This window comes from Arthrobacter sp. YAF34 (assembly GCF_052113245.1).
Classification (GTDB): Bacteria; Actinomycetota; Actinomycetes; order Actinomycetales; family Micrococcaceae; genus Arthrobacter.
The window spans coordinates 120083-136602 of record NZ_JBFRCV010000009.1 but is presented as its reverse complement, the minus strand read 5'-3'; the positions used below and the strand labels follow the sequence as shown (position 1 = coordinate 136602).

Annotated in this window: 14 protein-coding genes; 5 read left to right on the top strand and 9 right to left on the bottom strand. The window is 68.3% G+C overall.

The features are described from left to right. Positions 1-7: 7 nt before the first annotated feature. Entirely contained in the window at positions 8-523 is a 516-nt protein-coding gene (locus tag AB4Y72_RS12745) for a GNAT family N-acetyltransferase (RefSeq protein WP_441426521.1), read from the top strand. 142 nt (positions 524-665) lie between these two features. After that, positions 666-866 (top strand): AsnC family protein, encoded by a 201-nt coding sequence (locus AB4Y72_RS12740; RefSeq protein WP_441426520.1) that lies wholly within the window; start codon positions 666-668, stop codon positions 864-866. Positions 867-992: 126 nt separating this feature from the next. Here the strand turns inward: AB4Y72_RS12740 and glnA are convergent, their stop codons facing one another. Next, complete coding sequence (gene glnA / locus AB4Y72_RS12735) at positions 993-2417, bottom strand: type I glutamate--ammonia ligase (RefSeq protein ID WP_441426519.1); 1425 nt, start codon at positions 2415-2417, stop codon at positions 993-995. Between the two features lie 283 nt (positions 2418-2700). Between glnA and AB4Y72_RS12730 the strand changes: the two genes are divergently transcribed. Beyond that, complete coding sequence (locus AB4Y72_RS12730; RefSeq protein ID WP_441426518.1) at positions 2701-3138, top strand: RDD family protein; 438 nt, start codon at positions 2701-2703, stop codon at positions 3136-3138. A 447-nt stretch (positions 3139-3585) separates the two neighbouring features. Here AB4Y72_RS12730 and AB4Y72_RS12725 read toward each other — a convergent pair whose 3' ends face one another. The 4 genes from AB4Y72_RS12725 to lipB form a co-directional block, all read right to left on the bottom strand. After that, positions 3586-3948, bottom strand: a complete 363-nt coding sequence (locus AB4Y72_RS12725) for a DUF3817 domain-containing protein (protein ID WP_441426517.1) — start codon at positions 3946-3948, stop codon at positions 3586-3588. 260 nt (positions 3949-4208) lie between these two features. Beyond that, positions 4209-4958, bottom strand: a complete 750-nt coding sequence (locus AB4Y72_RS12720) for a DUF4191 domain-containing protein (RefSeq protein WP_441426516.1) — start codon at positions 4956-4958, stop codon at positions 4209-4211. A gap of 90 nt (positions 4959-5048) precedes the next feature. After that, positions 5049-6056: a lipoyl synthase gene (gene lipA, locus AB4Y72_RS12715; protein WP_441426515.1), complete on the bottom strand. Its 1008-nt coding sequence runs from the start codon at positions 6054-6056 to the stop codon at positions 5049-5051. After that, entirely contained in the window at positions 6053-6721 is a 669-nt protein-coding gene (gene lipB / locus AB4Y72_RS12710; protein WP_441426514.1) for a lipoyl(octanoyl) transferase LipB, read from the bottom strand. Before lipB ends, lipA begins: the two co-directional genes overlap by 4 nt. A 107-nt stretch (positions 6722-6828) precedes the next feature. On the opposite strand from lipB, the gene AB4Y72_RS12705 reads away from it, so the two are divergent. Beyond that, positions 6829-8844, top strand: coding sequence for a protein kinase domain-containing protein (locus AB4Y72_RS12705; protein ID WP_441426513.1), 2016 nt, complete (start codon positions 6829-6831; stop codon positions 8842-8844). On the opposite strand, the gene AB4Y72_RS12700 is transcribed toward AB4Y72_RS12705, so the two are convergent. Continuing rightward, positions 8841-9734: a TIGR01777 family oxidoreductase gene (locus AB4Y72_RS12700; RefSeq protein ID WP_441426512.1), complete on the bottom strand. Its 894-nt coding sequence runs from the start codon at positions 9732-9734 to the stop codon at positions 8841-8843. The genes AB4Y72_RS12705 and AB4Y72_RS12700 overlap by 4 nt on opposite strands. Positions 9735-9808: 74 nt before the next feature. Here AB4Y72_RS12700 and AB4Y72_RS12695 point away from each other — a divergent pair, with 74 nt between their 5' ends. Next, positions 9809-13402: a S41 family peptidase gene (locus tag AB4Y72_RS12695; protein ID WP_441426511.1), complete on the top strand. Its 3594-nt coding sequence runs from the start codon at positions 9809-9811 to the stop codon at positions 13400-13402. 177 nt (positions 13403-13579) lie between these two features. On the opposite strand, the gene AB4Y72_RS12690 is transcribed toward AB4Y72_RS12695, so the two are convergent. The 3 genes from AB4Y72_RS12690 to sucB form a co-directional block, all read right to left on the bottom strand. Further along, the gene (locus AB4Y72_RS12690) at positions 13580-14008 is read right to left on the bottom strand and encodes an OsmC family protein (RefSeq protein ID WP_441426510.1); all 429 of its coding nucleotides are present in this window, start codon (positions 14006-14008) and stop codon (positions 13580-13582) included. Positions 14009-14244: 236 nt separating this feature from the next. Next, positions 14245-14595, bottom strand: coding sequence for a hypothetical protein (locus AB4Y72_RS12685; RefSeq protein WP_091256485.1), 351 nt, complete (start codon positions 14593-14595; stop codon positions 14245-14247). A gap of 100 nt (positions 14596-14695) precedes the next feature. Beyond that, positions 14696-16429 (bottom strand): 2-oxoglutarate dehydrogenase, E2 component, dihydrolipoamide succinyltransferase, encoded by a 1734-nt coding sequence (gene sucB / locus AB4Y72_RS12680; protein ID WP_441426509.1) that lies wholly within the window; start codon positions 16427-16429, stop codon positions 14696-14698. Positions 16430-16520 lie beyond the last annotated feature (91 nt).

Below are 16520 nucleotides of genomic sequence, written 5' to 3'. Positions count from 1 at the left end.
TGTCTACATGTCTGGACATGTTTGGCTGCTGCCCCTGAAGAACCTCGACGACGACGCCCGGGCCGTCAAGCTGGGGGAGATCGCGCTGCTGGAGCTCGGGGAGGGGCAGGACAAGTTCGTCGGCGAACCGCTGCGGATGGTGCTCATTGCCCTCGAGGAAGACTCCCGCTATCCGTTCGCCGTGGACTCCGACGGGGCCGCCGTCGGCGTGTGCACCCTCCAGTCCGGGGCGGCCACCCTGGCCGGTTGGCCCGACGAGGACTCCGCGTGGCTCCTGCGCGGCTTCCTGATCGACCGCAGGCAGCAGGGAAGGGGGCTGGGCACCCTCGCCGCCGACGCCGCAGCGCGGGAGGCGGCCAAACTGACGGCGGGGCTGGGCAGCGGGCAGGCCGGCGTCGTCCTCTCCGTCAACGAACTGAACCCCGGCGGCCTGGCTGCCTACCGCAAGGCCGGGTTCGAGGACCGCGGCCGCTACGAGGGCGGCGACGCCGGTCCGCAGCGCATCATGTACCGGGCGTTCTAGAGCCTGCGTTCCTAACCCGGCGTCGTGGACCGGGGTCGAGGACCCCGGGTCGCGGTCATCGTCCGTTCCCGTCGGCGGGGCCGTCAATTTTCATTGACGCCGATTGTGCGCGTCAACTAGGGTTGACGCCAGGAGGTGCGGCATGAAGACACTGATTGGTTCGATGGACGGCAGGGGCCCGGCCGAGGCACTCTACGCGGTCGCGGAGCTTCGCAAGGAACTGGCGCGCACGGAGACGGAGGTCGTGCTGCGGGCCCGGCAGGCCGGGCTCTCGTGGGAGGCGATCGCGGTGTGCCTTGGCGTCAGCAAGCAGGCGGTGCACAAAAAGTACGGAAAGCGCTGAGGCGAGCCTCGCGCGGACCGCCGCAACAGAAAGGCCGGTCACGGGGTGATCCCCGTGGCCGGCCCTCTGTTTGGAAAATCCTGCGGATTGGTTGCGGACTACGCCGCGCTTGGCCGCATGGTCCGGCTAGACGCCGTAGTAGAGCTCGAACTCGTAGGGGTTCGGGCGCAGTGACAGAGGACGGATCTCGTTCTCGTACTTGTACTCGATCCACGTGTCGATCAGGTCCTGGGTGAAGACGCCGCCGGCCTGCAGGAACTCGTTGTCCTCGGCCAGTGCCTCCAAGGCCTCCTCGAGGGTGCCCGGAGCCTTGGGGATGTCCTTGGCTTCTTCGGCGGGGAGCTCGTAGAGGTCCTTGTCGATCGGAGCCGGGGGTTCGATGCGGTTGCGGATGCCGTCGATGCCGGCCATCAGCTGGGCGGCGAACGCCAGGTACGGGTTGGAGGAGGGGTCCGGAGCGCGGAACTCGATGCGCTTGGCCTTCGGGTTGGATCCGGTGATCGGGATACGGATACCGGCGGAGCGGTTGCCCTGCGAGTAGACCATGTTGACCGGAGCTTCGAAGCCCTTGACCAGGCGGCGGTAGGAGTTCACCGTCGGGTTGGTGAAAGCCAGGACGGCGGAGGAGTGCTTCAGCAGGCCGCCGATGTACCAGCGGGCGGTGTCGGAGAGGCCGGCGTAGCCCTTTTCGTCGTAGAACAGCGGCTCGCCACCGTTCCACAGGGACTGGTGGCAGTGCATGCCCGAACCGTTGTCACCGAAGACCGGCTTCGGCATGAAGGTCACCGATTTGCCCCAAGCATCGGCGGTGTTCTTGATGACGTACTTGAACTTCTGCAGGTCATCAGCCGCGTGGGTCAGGGTGGTGAATTTGTAGTTGATTTCTGCCTGGCCGGCGGAACCGACTTCGTGGTGGCTGCGCTCAACCTCAAGGCCGGCCTCGTCCAGGGCGACGCACATGGCGTCGCGCAGGTCTACCTGCTTGTCGGTGGGGGAGACGGGGAAGTAGCCGCCCTTGACCGGGGTCTTGTAGCCGAGGTTTCCGCCCTCTTCCTCGCGGCCGGTATTCCAGTGGGCTTCTTCGGAGTCGATCTTGTAGAAGCTGCCCTGCGGGGAGGACTGGTACTGGACGTTGTCGAAGACGAAGAATTCGGCCTCGGGGGCGAAGAACGCGGTGTCTGCGATGCCGGTGGAGGCAAGGTAGGCCTCTGCCTTCTCGGCCACGCCGCGGGGGTCGCGGTGGTAGGGATCGCCGGTGCGCGGGTTCACGATCGAGAAGTTCAGCGCGAGGGTCTTCTCCATGCGGAACGTGTCGATGAATGCCGTGGTCACATCCGGGATGAGCTGCATGTCAGACTCGGCGATGCCCTGGAAGCCGCGGATCGATGATCCGTCGAAAAGCTGGCCATTGACGAAGAAGTCGGCGTCAACGCTCTTGGCGGGCACGTTGAAGTGCTGCTGAACGCCAGGAAGATCGGTGAAGCGGATATCGACGAATTTGATGTCTTCGTCCTTGATGAACTTGAGGACTTCGTCCGCAGTCTTGAACATCTATGCTCCTTACGCATATGAAAAATCTGGCCGTCAGGCACATTGGTCCAGGGCAGTCCAACAGCGGGAAAGCAAAAAGCATCCCCGCTCTTAAGCCGCTAGCAACTGTTACCACCCTAAGGACACGGGATTTCCCCGCAGTGTCCGTATTGTTTCGGGGAGGTTACAGAATGCCCTGACACGTAAACGCTAGTCGCCGGTCCACAGTGTGACCTATCGGGTCCCACAGTGTGACACAGGACTGCCCACACTGTGGACGGGTCTAAGCGGATAAGCTTGGATGGTGGTAGATCGCAAAGACATCGGTTCATGGCTCAGCGGGCCGGACACATCCGGCATCTCCCGGTACCCGGGCCAGCGGCTTGGCTTGCCCGAGGCCGGGCCCGGGTCGATCGCCCGTGCCGGACGCCGCTTCCTGGCGATCTGCATCGACTGGGGCATCGCGCTGTTGATCAGTAATTTCGCCTTCGCCGGCGACTCATGGGCCACGCTGGCCGTGTTTGCCATCGAGCAGCTCCTGCTGATCGGCACCCTCGGTTACAGCATCGGCCACCGGATCGCAGGAATCCACGTCGTGCGGCTGGGCGGCGGCCCGGCGGGCCCGCTCGCGGCCTTGGTGCGCACCCTGCTCCTCTGCCTGGTCATCCCCGCCGTCATCTTCGACCCGGACCAGCGCGGCCTCCACGACAAGGCCATGAATACGGTGCTCGTCCGGATGTAGTCCCTGCCCGTTCCGACGGCGTGCCACGCAACCATGGGCGGCGGTTCCTCGTCCGTTTGCCACGAATGGCCGCTAATCTCCTCTGCATAGCGGCCATGTGCGTCAGATCGGCGCGGCGACGTAGCCCGGGCGCGGCGGGCACATCGCCCGTTTGCCACGCATGGCCGCTAACCGCCCGTTTGGCAGCGGTTCTTCGGCGGTTTGCCACGCATGGCCGCTAACCGCCCCGTTTGGCAGCGGTTCTTCGGCGGTTTGCCACGCATGGCCGCTAAGCGCGCCACATAGCGGCCATGTGCGTCAGATCGGCGCAGCGACGTAGCCCGGGCGCGGGGGCCCATCGTCTGTTCGCCACGGATGGCCGCTGACCTCCCCGTATAGCGGCCGTTTGCGTCAGATGGGCACCGCGACGTGGCCGTGGCGCACAGAAACCCGTGGTCCTGAGCGGAGCTAGACGCCCGCCGTCTCCTGGGTCGGCACCGGCGCAGCTTCTCCGGACCGTGCCGTCAGGTAGCCGTGGCGGCCGGCCCAGCGTTCAAACCAGACGGTCGCGAACGGGAAGACGGCGGAGAGCCCTGAGAGCAAGGCGACCCGGAACGGCCAGCGGAGCTTCGCCCACAGGCTCAACGCCGCGATCGCGTAGCCGATGAAGAACGCGCCGTGGATCGGACCGGCAATCTCCACGCCGAGTTCCGTCGTCCGGGTGACCCATTTGAGCACCATACCGAGCAGCAAGGCAGCCCAACTGAAGGCTTCGGCGATCGCCAGCCCCCGGAAAATGCGGATCAGGATGGGGGTCGAGGGAAAATTCATGCGTGTCTCCAGCGTTCTTGGGTTTGTTGTCCTGCTGTTCCGGTGTCTGGTGTCCGGCCCAGCCTCGCCCGCGGGTTCCGTCCCGGCTCGACGTCTCGAAACCACGGCGGCGACCGGAGCCGGCGACCGGAACCCGCGATTGGACGGACCGACGTCGGGCTGTAACAAAAACGCCCCGGCTGGCGGCCTGACATGGCCGTGAACCGGGGCGATTCTGTAATGCGTGTGGTTCTGAAATGCGCGGGCGCTGCCGGCGGGGGCTAGCGGCCGCGGGTCGGGCGGGCCTTGTAGGGGTCGATGCCCTTCGGGATCGGGAGGCGGCCGCCGAGCGAGGAGATCCGCTTGGACACGGCGCTGACCTCGGTTTTGGTCAGTTCGCCCTTGAGTTTGTTCATCTTCCTGGCGATCTGGCTGAGCGGGACCTGGCCCTCGCCGCGGCCGCTCTCAATCACGTGGATGGTGACGTTGGGCAGGATGCGAGCGAGCCGCTTGCGTTCGGCGTCGACCAGCGGCTTGACCCGGTTGCTCGGGCCCTCGCTGACAAGCACGACGCCGGGCCGGCCGATGGCGCGGAAGACCGCGTCCTGCGTGCGCGGGTTGACGGCGACCGGCTGGTCCTCGGTGATCCAGCCGCGCTTGAGCGTGCCCAGGGCGGCGCCGGAGGCACCCGGCTGGCCCTCGATCTGCGCGAACGCGGCGCGCTCGGCGCGGCGGGACAGGATCAGTGTGGCGGCGATGGCGCCCAACGCGATGCCGATGATCAGGCCGGTGACCCAGTTATCGAGCAGGAAGCCAACCAGGAGGCTGACGGCGACAACACCCAGGAACGCCAGCAACATGAGCCACGGAACCATGGGATCGTGGCGGCGGGTCATCTGGAAGACCTCGCCGATCTGCTTCAGCCGGCTCGGCTTCTTGGCCTTTGCTTCCTTGGGCTTACGGGAGAAAAGACCGCGCTTCGGAGCATCGGAAGCCGGGCTGGAGTTGCTGGAATCAGGGGAATTCGCCATAGTTCCTTAATTCTACGTGATTGACGGCTAAGGGCCGGACGCCGGAATGATCCGGTGCCGGCCCCTAGGTGGAAGGGTTTTGCAGCTAGGTCAGGAATGCGCTGCGAGCAGCGAGCTGGCTTCCTGTCGGGTGCTGCCCGAGCTTTCGATGTGGGCGAGCTGGGCCGGGATTTCCCAGCCCTTCTTGCGCATCGCGGTGGCCCAGAGCCGGCCGGCGCGGTAGGACGAACGCACCAGGGGGCCGCTCATGACGCCGAGGAAGCCGATCTCGGCGGCCTCCTGCTGAAGGTCAACGAACTCCTGCGGCTTGACCCAGCGGTCCACCGGAAGGTGGCGCTCGGACGGGCGGAGGTACTGGGTGATGGTGATCAGGTCACAGCCGGCCTCGTGCAGGTCCCGCAGAGCGTCCGAGATCTCCTCACGGGTCTCGCCCATGCCCAGGATCAGGTTGGACTTCGTCACCATGCCGAGCTTGCGGCCTTGGGTGATGACGTCCAGGGAGCGCTCGTAGCGGAACGCCGGACGGATCCGCTTGAAGATCCGGGGCACGGTTTCCACGTTGTGGGCGAAGACCTCGGGCTTGGAGTCGCAGATGGCCTCAATGTGCTCCGGCTTGCCGGAGAAGTCGGGAATGAGGAGTTCGACGCCGGTGCCCGGGTTCAGCTCGTGGATCTTGCGGACCGTCTCGGCATAGAGCCAGACGCCTTCGTCGGCGAGGTCGTCACGGGCCACACCGGTCACGGTGGCGTAGCGGAGCTGCATGGCCTGCACCGAGCGGGCCACCTTGGTGGGCTCGAACATGTCCACGGGCGAGGGCTTGCCGGTGTCAATCTGGCAGAAGTCGCAGCGGCGGGTGCATTCGGAGCCGCCGATCAGGAAGGTGGCTTCCTTGTCTTCCCAGCATTCGAAGATGTTAGGACAGCCGGCCTCTTCACACACCGTGTGAAGGCCCTCCTTCTTGACGAGGTTCTTGAGCTGGACGAACTCCGGGCCCATCTGGACCTTGGCCTTGATCCATTCCGGCTTACGTTCCACCGGTGTGGCCGCGTTTCGCTGCTCAATGCGCAGCATCTTCCGGCCTTCTGGTGCCAGTGTCACAGTAGAGCTCCTTCTGAGGTTGCAACTAGGGCTTCTTCATTGTTGCGCAGTTCTTCGGTGATCCGCGACACGAGGTCCGCCGGGGTGACGTCCTTGCCGAGTTCCTCGGCGATGGTGGTGGTTCCGGCGTCCGTGATGCCGCAGGCAATGATCTGGCCGTAGGGGGCCAGATCGTTGTTGCAGTTGATCGCGAAGCCGTGCATGGTGACGCCCTCGTGGACGCGGATGCCGATGGCTGCGATTTTCCGGTCCGGGCCCTTCGCGTCCTGCTCGATCCAGACACCGGCGCGGCCCTTGATGCGGACGGCCTCGATGCCGTAGTCCGCCAGGACCGCAATGATCACCGCTTCCAGGCGCTCGACGTAGTCGCGGATGCCTGCCTTGTTCTTCAGCTTGATGATCGGGTATCCCACCAGCTGGCCGGGGCCGTGCCAGGTGAGCTTGCCGCCTCTGTCCACAGCCACGACGGGGGTCCCGTCAAAGGGCCGTTCGTGGTCTTCGGTGCGCTTGCCGGCGGTGTAGACGGCCGAGTGTTCGAGCAGCAGTACAGTGCTGGGAGCGGTGCCGGCGAGGACTTTTTCGTGCAGTTCGCGCTGGATCTCCCAGCCGCGGGTGTAATCGATAAAGTCCGGGGCGAGACCCAGCTGGTTGAACTCAAGAGTCATGGCATCAAGCTTAGACCCCGCGCGGCGTCGTTCCCGCTTGTGTGCTTAAGCTCTCACGCCTGTGGATAACTTCTGCACGATTCGGCGCAATCCGCTATTTCTTGGGTATGGACGTTCTCCGAGACGAAGACTGCACCGCCCCCGAGGTTCCCGGGTACGACGTCGGACGCCTCCTGGGGCGCGGCGGCACGGCCGCCGTGTGGCTGGTGACCGAGCGGGCCATCGGCCGGGAGTTCGCCCTCAAGTGCTTCGACTCCAGCGGTGACGCAACGGAGGAAGACGGCGGGGCCCGGGCGCTGGAGGCCGAAGAAGCCTTGCGGCGGGAGGTCCGTATCCTCTCGGCACTGGACCACGAGCATCTGCTTAAGGCCCACACCGTGCTGCGCTTTCGCGGGCCGGGGTCCGGGCCGGAAGCGGGGGACGCCCTGGGGCTGGTGCTGGAATACGCGCCCGGGGGATCAGTCGCTGAGCTCGTGGCGGGCCGCGGCCGGCTTGCCGCGGGCGAGACCGTGACGGTCCTGACCCCGATCGCGCAGGCTCTTGAGTACCTGCACTCACGCGGCTTCACCCACGGCGACGTCTCACCGGGAAACGTGTTGTTCACCGCGCATGGGAAGCCGCTGCTTGCTGATGTGGGTGTGGCCCGGATGGTGGCCGACGCCGGATCAGCCGGGGGCGCCGGCACCGAGGGGTTCTCCGATCCTGCCCCGGTGGATGCCGTCCGCGCGGGCCTCCAGCCCGAACGCGACGTGTATTCGCTGGCGGCCCTCGGCTGGTATTGCCTGACGGGCCGGCCGCCGGTCCCGGGTGCCCGGCGGCCGCCGCTGCCGATCCTGGTACCCGCCGTCCCGCCGGCGCTGGCCAGGGCACTGGAGGCCGGGCTCGACGAGGACCGGCGGCGGCGCCCCACAGCCGCGGAGCTGGCGGCCGCGGTTTATCGCAGCACTGCGGCGGAGCCGGTGGACCTCTCCGTCACCGCGCACCCCACGGTGGTTCCGCAGTTGCTGACCCGCCGCGCGGTGCCGCGGAATGCCCGGGAACGCCGGGCCGAGCGGCTCCACGGGTGGCTCCGCCGGTGGCCCCGGGTGCGCCAGGCATCAATGCAGAAACGCGCTGCCGGAGCCGCTACGATCCTTGGCCCTGGTGCCGCGCCGGACCCGGGTCATCTGCCCGGCGCGGGGCCGTTCGGGGCAACCGGCGGCGCCGCGGATACGGCCCTGGACGGGGCGCCTCCTCCCATGACGGTTCCGGGGGCGCATTCCAAGACGTCCCCGGTCGCGGCCCGACATGCCGCCACCCGAGGAACGGCCAGGCACTCGGCCGCCGGCCCGTGGCCCGGCTCCCGTTCGGATCGAACCGCCGACGCAGGGCACCCCGGCGTGGACCCCGGCGTGGACGACGCATGGAACGGGACCCGGGAGGCGACCCGGCACGGCGCCGCGGACGGTAGCCGGCAGAACGCCGGTCGCGGCGTCCGGCAGGTGGCGGGACCCGTCGGCCGGAGAGGCACCCTGGTGCCCGGGCGCCGTCGGGGTCGCCGGAAGCTGTGGGCCGGTCCGGCAATCGCGGTGGTCTTGCTCGCTGTTCTCGGCGTGGCGCGATTGCCCGGGGGAGCGGGCCTCCTGGAGTTGTTCGCTGGATCTCACCCGTCTGCGTCGGCGGCTCTGGCAACGCCCGGGGCCGGCGCGGACGCCATCCCGGCCGGTCTCCGGGACAGCCTGGGATCGGCCGACCCGGCAGAAGCGGTGCGGGGCCTTGCCGCGCTGCGTTCACAGGCTTTCCGCTCGGGGAAATTGGGGCTGCTGGCGGAAGTGAACGTCCCGGGGTCCGACGCCGCCGCCGCGGACGCCCGGATCGCCGCCCCGCTGGCGAAGACCGGGCACGTCCTGTCCGGATTCGAGACAGTGCTGACAAGCGTCCAGGCAGCCCCGGAGGCCAGCCCTGGCCGGACCGTTGTGGCGGTCACGGCCTCGTCCCCGGCATATCAGGAACGGGATGCTGCCGGGGCGGTGGTAGCGGAAGGCCCGGCCGACGGAGAAACCCGGCTTCGCCTGGTCCTGGTCAGCGTCGACGGACGGTGGCGGATTGCGGAGATCCTTGCCGGCAGTCCCGGATCCGGCTAGTCCCGGTTCACCACCCATGCCGCGGCCTCGGTCAGGGAGGGGTGCTGCCATTGGAAGCCGTTGGCGGCCAGGACCGCCGGTTCGAGCCTCTGGCTTGCCAGGAGCAGTTCGTCGGCGAGCTGGCCCATGACGAGCCGCAGCACCGGAGCGGGGACCCTTAGTACCGCCGGCCGGTGCAACGCCCCGGCCAGCCGGGCAATCAGCGAGTTCACGTCGGCGCTTTCGGGCGCGCAGACATTGACCGGCCCGGACACCGGGGCCGAGAGCAGGAAGGAGAAGGCGCCGGTCACGTCCGGCAGGGTGACCCACGGCCAGTACTGCCTGCCGTTGCCGAGCGGGCCGCCGACGCCGAGGCGCAGCAGCGGCATCAGCCGGCCCAGTGCGCCGCCGGAGCGGCTCAGGACGACCCCGGTGCGGGTGGTGACGACGCGGACGCCGGCGGGCGCCTCATGCGCCGCGGCCTCCCACTCCGCGCAGATCCGGGCCAGCGTACCGGAGCCGGCAGGCGCGTTCTCCCGAAGCACCGCCGGGCCGGCGTTGCCGTAGTAGCCCGATGCCGACTGGCTCAGGAACACCGCCGGAGGCGTGTCCGTGCGCGCGATGGCGCCCGTCAGGGTCTGCGTCGCCCCCAGCCGGGAGCTGCGGAGTTCCTCGATTCGTGCCCGGGTCCAGGGCCGGTCGCCGATTCCGGCGCCGGAGAGGTTGACCACCGCGTCCGCGCCCTTCAGTGCGGTGTCGTCGATCCGGCCCGCGGCAGGGTCCCACTGGAACTCGGCTGGCGACGACGGGGCACGCCGGACCAGGGCCACGACGTCGTGCCCTTCGCTGCGCAGTGCGTGGGAAAGGGCAGTTCCGATCAGCCCGGAGGCCCCGGCAATAAGGATTCGCATGATCCATCTCACCACGCCCGGCACGGCGGCGAAACCTGCCCGGCCGCAGGGGCCGTTGTGGCTATGATCGAACGATGACCCCCTCGAGTTACTTCCGTTTCCCGCACCTCCACGGCGATCTGGTCACCTTCGTGGCCGAGGACGACGTGTGGATTGCACCCGTGGACGGGGGCCGTGCCTGGCGCGTCTCCTCCCTTCAACTGCCGGTCCGCAATCCCCGCTTCACCCCCGACGGCCAGCGCCTCGTCTGGACCGTTGTCCAGGGAACGGCCCCCGAGGTGGTCACCGCGGATGTCGACGGCGGCGGCTACCGCCAGCTGAGCTACTTCGGTCACAGCTCCACCCGGGTCAAGGGCTTCACCCCCGACGGCGACGTCCTGGTCACGAGCGCGTTCCGCCAGTCAGACAGCCGCCTCACCCATGCCTACAGTCTTCCCGTCACCGGCGGCTGGGCCCAGGAACTCCCGTTCGGGCCGGTCGAGTCGGTGGCCTTCGGTCCGGTGGTGGGCGACGAACGCCCCGTGGTGCTCGCCAGTGTGCTCTCGCGTGAGCCCGCCTGGTGGAAGCGTTACCGCGGCGGCGCGGCCGGCAAGCTATGGATCGACACAGACGGAAACGGCGAATTCGATCGTCTTGCCCCCGGGCTGGACGGCAACCTCACGGACCCCCTGTGGGTCAAGGGACGGATTGCATTCCTGTCCGATCACGAGGGCTACGGCAACCTCTATTCCGTGCTGCCCAACGGCAGCGACCTGCGGCGCCACACGGACCATGAGGACTTCTACGTGCGCCACGCCGCCACCGACGGCGAACGCGTCATCTTCGAATCGGCCGGGGAACTCTGGCTGGTGCCGAGCCTCGACGCGGAGGCGGTCAAACTCGACATTTCGCTGGGCTCCGCCTCACAGGCGCGCCGCCCGGCCCCGCTCAAGCCCTCACGGCACCTCGGCGACGTCATCCCGGACCGCACCGGTGCGTCCAGCGCCGTCGAATCCCACGGAACCGTCCACTGGCTGCGGCACAAGGACGGCCCCTCCCGCGTCATCGAAGCCACGCCGGGCGTCCGGGCGCGGCTGCCCCGGCCCTTCGGCGAGGGCCGGATCGCCTATGTCGCCGACCACGACGGCGTCGATGCCCTCTACCTGAAAGCCATTGCCGCGCCGCTGGCCGGCACCGCCATGGCAGCCCCCAAGGCGTCGCAGCCGGCCGCGCAGGCCGCTGCGGAGTCCGCAGCTCCGTCCGACGACGCCGGCATGCAGTTGCCGAAGCCGGTGTCCGCCGCCGCGCTGACCGGCTCAGGATCAACCCCCGCAGCGGCAGGCAATTCCGTGTCCAGTACGGTCACGGCAGTCCCTGACACGGCTGGCACTGACACGGCTGGCATTGACGCATCCGGCTCCCAGGCCGGGCACGCCGACCGGGCCGGTGCGGGCACTGTCGTGGAGGAGGCGCCTGCCTCCAGCGGGCTCACCCGGATCGACTTCCCCAAGCCCAGCCGGGCCAGCGCCATCGAGGCCAGCCCCGACGGGCGCTGGCTCGCCGTTGGCACCTCGTTCGGTGACATCTACCTTGCGGACACCCGCACGGGCACGATGTCGCAGCTCAGCAGCATCGGCGAGGGCAGCATTGACGGCTTCAGCTGGTCCCCGGATTCCGCGTGGCTCGGCTGGTCCGAGCCGGTGACGTCCTTCGGCTCCCGCAGCCGGCTCCGGATCACCAGGGTCGACGGCGGCTCAGGCACGGAGATCATTGACGTCACCGACGGCCGGTTCCGCGACGAATCGCCGTCGTTCACCCCGGACGGCAAGTACCTCGCGTTCCTCTCCAACCGCAGTTTCGATCCGGTCTACGACGGCCACTCTTTCGATCTTTCCTTCCCGAGCCCCATCAAGCCGTACCTGGTTGCCCTCACCGCAGACACCACGTCCCCGTTCGGCCCGAGCGTCGCCCTGCAGTTCGACGCCGAAGCCGACGCCGACGACGGGGCAGTTGACGCCGGCGTCGCCGGGACAGCGTCCGCCGGGACGCCGGAGCCTGCGGTGCGGGTCGACGCCGAGGGCCTGGCCCACCGCGTCATCGGCATCCCGGTGCCGCAGGGAAACTATTCGTCACTGACGGCCACTGCCGGCGCCCTGCTCTGGCTGGACAGCGAACTCTCCGGCACTACCGGTGAAGGCCGCGCGAGCCTCGAGGACAAGAACGCCGCGCCGAGCCTGATCCGCTACGATTTCGCCAAGCGCCGCACCTCCACCATCGTGGAGGCGCTGGACAGCTACCGGGTCTCCGGCGACGGAGAGAAGGTCGTGTTCGTCCAGGACAAGCAGATCCGGGTTACCCCGGCCGGCGCGAAGGCCGACGACGACTCCGGCCAGCTCATCAAGGTGGACCTCGGCCGCATCCGGGTGCAGCTGGACCCGATCAGCGTCTGGGGCCAGGCCTTCGACGAGGCATGGCGGCTGCAGCGGGACTTCTTCTGGACCGCGGACATGGCCGGCCAGGACTGGGAATCCGTCCACGCCCGCTACCGCCCGGTGGTGGCACGCCTCGGCTCCCATGATGATCTCGTGGACCTGCTGTGGGAGCTGCACGGCGAACTGGGCACCTCCCACGCCTACGTCCGGCCGATGGCCGTGGCCGAGAACGGCGGCAGCCCGCAGGGACGCCTCGGCGCGGACCTGGAGTTCACCGGCGAGGGCTGGAAGATCACCCGCATCCTGGCGGGGGAGTCCTCCGACCCCCTGGCCACCTCGCCGCTGACCCGGCCAGGCGCGGACGCCAAGCCCGGTGACGTCCTGTTGGCCATCGACGGCGTCGAACTCACGGACTCATTGACTCCGGCCATGCAACTGATCGGTGCGGCCGGCCGCGCCGTAGAGCTGACCCTGCGCAACGGTCCCGGCCACGGCACGGCCGCGGGCGCCCACCGCCGCGTGGCCGTGGTCCCGGTCAAGGACGAGGAACGGCTGCGCTACCAGGAATGGGTCGCCGGCAACCGGCGGACCGTCCGGGAGGCTTCCAATGGGACGTTCGGCTACCTCCACATCCCGGACATGATGGCCAACGGCTGGGCCCAGCTGCACCGGGACCTTGACACCGAAACGGCCCTGGACGGGCTGATCGTCGATGTCCGCCGCAACCGCGGCGGCCACACCTCCCAGCTCGTGGCCGAACTCATCGGACGCAAGGTGACCGGCTGGTCCATGCCGCGCGGGGAAAAGCCGCGGACGTACCCGCACCACGCACCCCGCGGACCGGTCATCATCCTCACGGACGAGTTCGCCGGTTCCGACGGCGACATCATCACCCAGGTCGCGAAGCTGCGGGGGATCGGCCCCGTGATCGGCACCCGCACGTGGGGCGGCGTCGTCGGCATCGACAACCGGTTCGCGCTGGCCGACGGAACGGGCGTCACCCAGCCGCGCTATGCCACCTGGTTCGCCGGTGGCGTGGGCTGGGGCGTGGAGAACTTCGGAGTCACCCCGGATATCGAGGTGACCTTCCCGCCGCACGCCTACGCAGCCGGGACGGACCCGCAACTCGAGTACGGCATCGGGGCGTTGAAGGAAATGATCCAGGAACTGCCCACGGACCGTCCGCCGCTGCGTGAGGGCTACCGTCGGGTCCGGCCCGCCCCGCTGCCGGCACGGCAGCAGGCCGGCCAGGCCTAAGGCAAATCCGGGGCCTTCGCCGGCTACCTGCGGCGAAGGACCGCTCGAAAGGCGCGAACCGAAGGCCCATAGTAAAGGTCCACAGCAAAGGCCCCCGCCGTCCTGGAAATTTCAGGGCGGCGGGGGCCTTTGTCGTACTCCGGGCTGGGCGCTCCGGGCACTACGCTGCAGGCAGAGCTAGGAGGCCAGGGTGGCGTCCAGGGTGATCTTGATGCCGGTCAGGGCTGCGGAAACGGGGCAGCCGGTCTTGGCTTCATCGGCCAGCCGCTGGAAATCCTCAGCGGAAATGCCGGGGACCCGGGCCACGAGCGTGAGGTGGCTGCCGGTGATCCCGGTGCCAGGCTGGAACGTGACATCGGACTTGGTGTTGATTTCCTCGGCGGTGTGGCCGGCCTGGGCCAGTGCGTTGCTGAACGCCATGGAGAAGCAGGCGGAGTGTGCCGCGGCGATGAGTTCCTCGGGGCTGGTCTTGCCCTCGGCGGCCTCGGCGCGCGCCTTCCAGGTGACGTCGAAGTTGCCCAGCCCGGAGCTGTCCAGCGTGGTGTTGCCGGCGCCCGACATCAGGTCGCCATTCCATACAGTGTGTGCGGTGCGTGTTGTTGCCATGTCCACTCCTCGACGTCGATGTGAATCAGCGATCCGGCGAACTGCCGGATCCTGCCGTGTTCAATCCTAGGGATTCTGCGCGGCCGCCGCACGGGGGTTCTGCTGTCAGAGGATTGTGGCCCGGCGTGGCGCGCCGTCCACCGGCAGGCCAAACGGCGACGTCGCGTCAAACGACGGCGGCGCCGCACCCCGGAATAGGGGTGCGGCGCCGCCGCTGACGAAGACGCCGGAGACTGCTAGTTCCAGAGGGTGGCGACGGCGATGTTGATCAATGCCATGCCGCCGACGGCGTGCGCCAGGCCCTTGGGGACCTCAGCGCCGGAAGCAGCCTTCCGGTACCCGATGATGGCGGCCACAAGAACAACGATGGCGATCACCAATTTGACGGTGATCTTGAAGTAGTTGACCGGTTCGTGGGTGGCCCCCAGGATCCCTACCAGCGCCAGCCCTGTGACCAGCTGGGCAATTGCGCCGTACAGCTGCACCGGCAGGACGGTGGGCTTCTTGAAGGTGGCGAACCAGCCGCCGACGATCGCGGCGGCGCCCAAGACGTGCAGGAAGATCAGAATGTATTTAAGAATGTCCATGGCACCAGCTTAGCGACAATCTGTCGGCAAACGCCGGAGGGCACCTTCCCTCAGGGAAGGTGCCCTCCGGCTCACCGTGTTTCAGGCGGGTTGTTGCTCTTTAGAGGCCCAGGTCTGCTTCGAACGCGCCTTCTTCGAGGCGTGCCTTCAGCGTCTGCAGGAAGCGTCCCGCGTCGGCGCCGTCCACCAGGCGGTGGTCGTACGTCAGGGAGAGGTACATCATGGAGCGAATGGCCAGCGAGTCATCGCCGTTCTCGTCCGCGACCACCACGGCGCGCTTGACGATGGCGCCGGTGCCCAGGATGGCCACCTGGGGCTGGTTGATGATCGGGGTGTCGAACAGCGCGCCCACGGAACCGATGTTGGTGATGCTGAAGGTTCCGCCGGAGAGCTCGTCCGGGCCGATCTTGCCGTTGCGGGTGCGGTCGGCGACGTCGGCAATCTTGCCGGCCAGACCGGCCAGGTTCAGGTTGCCGGCGTCGGCGATGACCGGAACCAGCAGGCCCTTGTCCGTGTCCACCGCAATCGCCAGGTGCTCGGCGTTGTGGTAGGTGATCTCCTGCTTGTCCTCGTCGTAGGAGGCGTTGACCTTCGGGTGCTGCTTCAGGGCCTCGGCAACCGCCTTGGCGATGAAGGGCAGGAAGGTCAGCTTGGACCCGTTCTGGGCCTGGAAGGAGTTCTTGGCCTTGGCGCGCAGCTTGGCCACCTTGGTCATGTCGACCTCGTGGACCTGCGTCAGCTGGGTGGAGATGTCCAAGGACTCGCGCATGCGCCGGGCGATGACCTGGCGGATGCGGGGCGCCTTCTGCACGGTGCCCCGAAGCGAGGACACTGCACCTGCGGCCGGCGCAGTTGACGGCGCGGCAGTGGACGCCGCCGGGGCGGCCGCGGCCGGAGCCGGGGCGGCCTTGGCCTCTGCGGCAGCCAGGACGTCCTGCTTGCGGATGCGGCCGCCGACGCCGGTGCCGGTCAGGGTCGCGATGTCGACACCCTGCTGGTTGGCCAGTTTGCGGACCAGGGGAGTGACGTAGCCGGACTCCGCCGATGCGGCGGCTTCCGTCTTTTCCGCTGCTGCGGGAGCCGGTGCTGCGGGGGCCGGTGCGGCTGCGGGGGGCGCGGCCGGGGCCGGAGCTTCCTGCTTGGGCGCCTCGGGTGCGGCGGCCGGTGCCGGTGCGGCGGGGGCTGCGGCGGCGGGGGCTGCTGCCGCCGATCCGATCACGGCCAGGACGGATCCGACCTCCGTGGTCTCGTCCTCGTTGACCCGGATTTCCAGCAGGGTTCCGGCAACCGGGGAGGGGATTTCGGTGTCGACCTTGTCGGTGGATACCTCGAGCAGGGGCTCGTCGACCTCCACGGAATCGCCGACGCTCTTCAGCCAGCGGGTGACGGTGCCTTCGGTGACGCTTTCGCCCAAGGCCGGAAGCGTGACGTCGTGTCCTTCGCCGGCAGCAGCGGGGGCCTCAGCAGCAGCGGGAGTCTCGGCGGCAGCGGGGGTCTCAGCCTCGGGGGCCGGTGCCTCGGCGGCGGACGGGGATTCCGCCGGGGGCTCCTCGGCGGGTGCGGCGGACGGTGCTTCGGCGGCGGCAGGGGCGGCTTCGCCGCTACCGATGCGCACCAGCGGTGCGCCGACCTCGGCGGTCTCGTCTTCGGCGACGAGGATTTCCTCGATAACGCCGGCAATCGGAGAGGGGATTTCGGTGTCTACTTTGTCGGTGGAGACTTCGAGCAGCGGCTCGTCCACCTCTACCCGGTCACCGACCTGCTTGAGCCAGCGGGTGACGGTTCCTTCGGTGACGCTCTCACCGAGGGCGGGCAAGTTAACGGATTCAGACATGTCGTCCCCGTTCTCCTTATTGATTTTAGTGCGGATGATTGCTGCCTTGTTCGAGCTTAGTGCACCCGGCATTTCGTGCCGGGCGCACTAA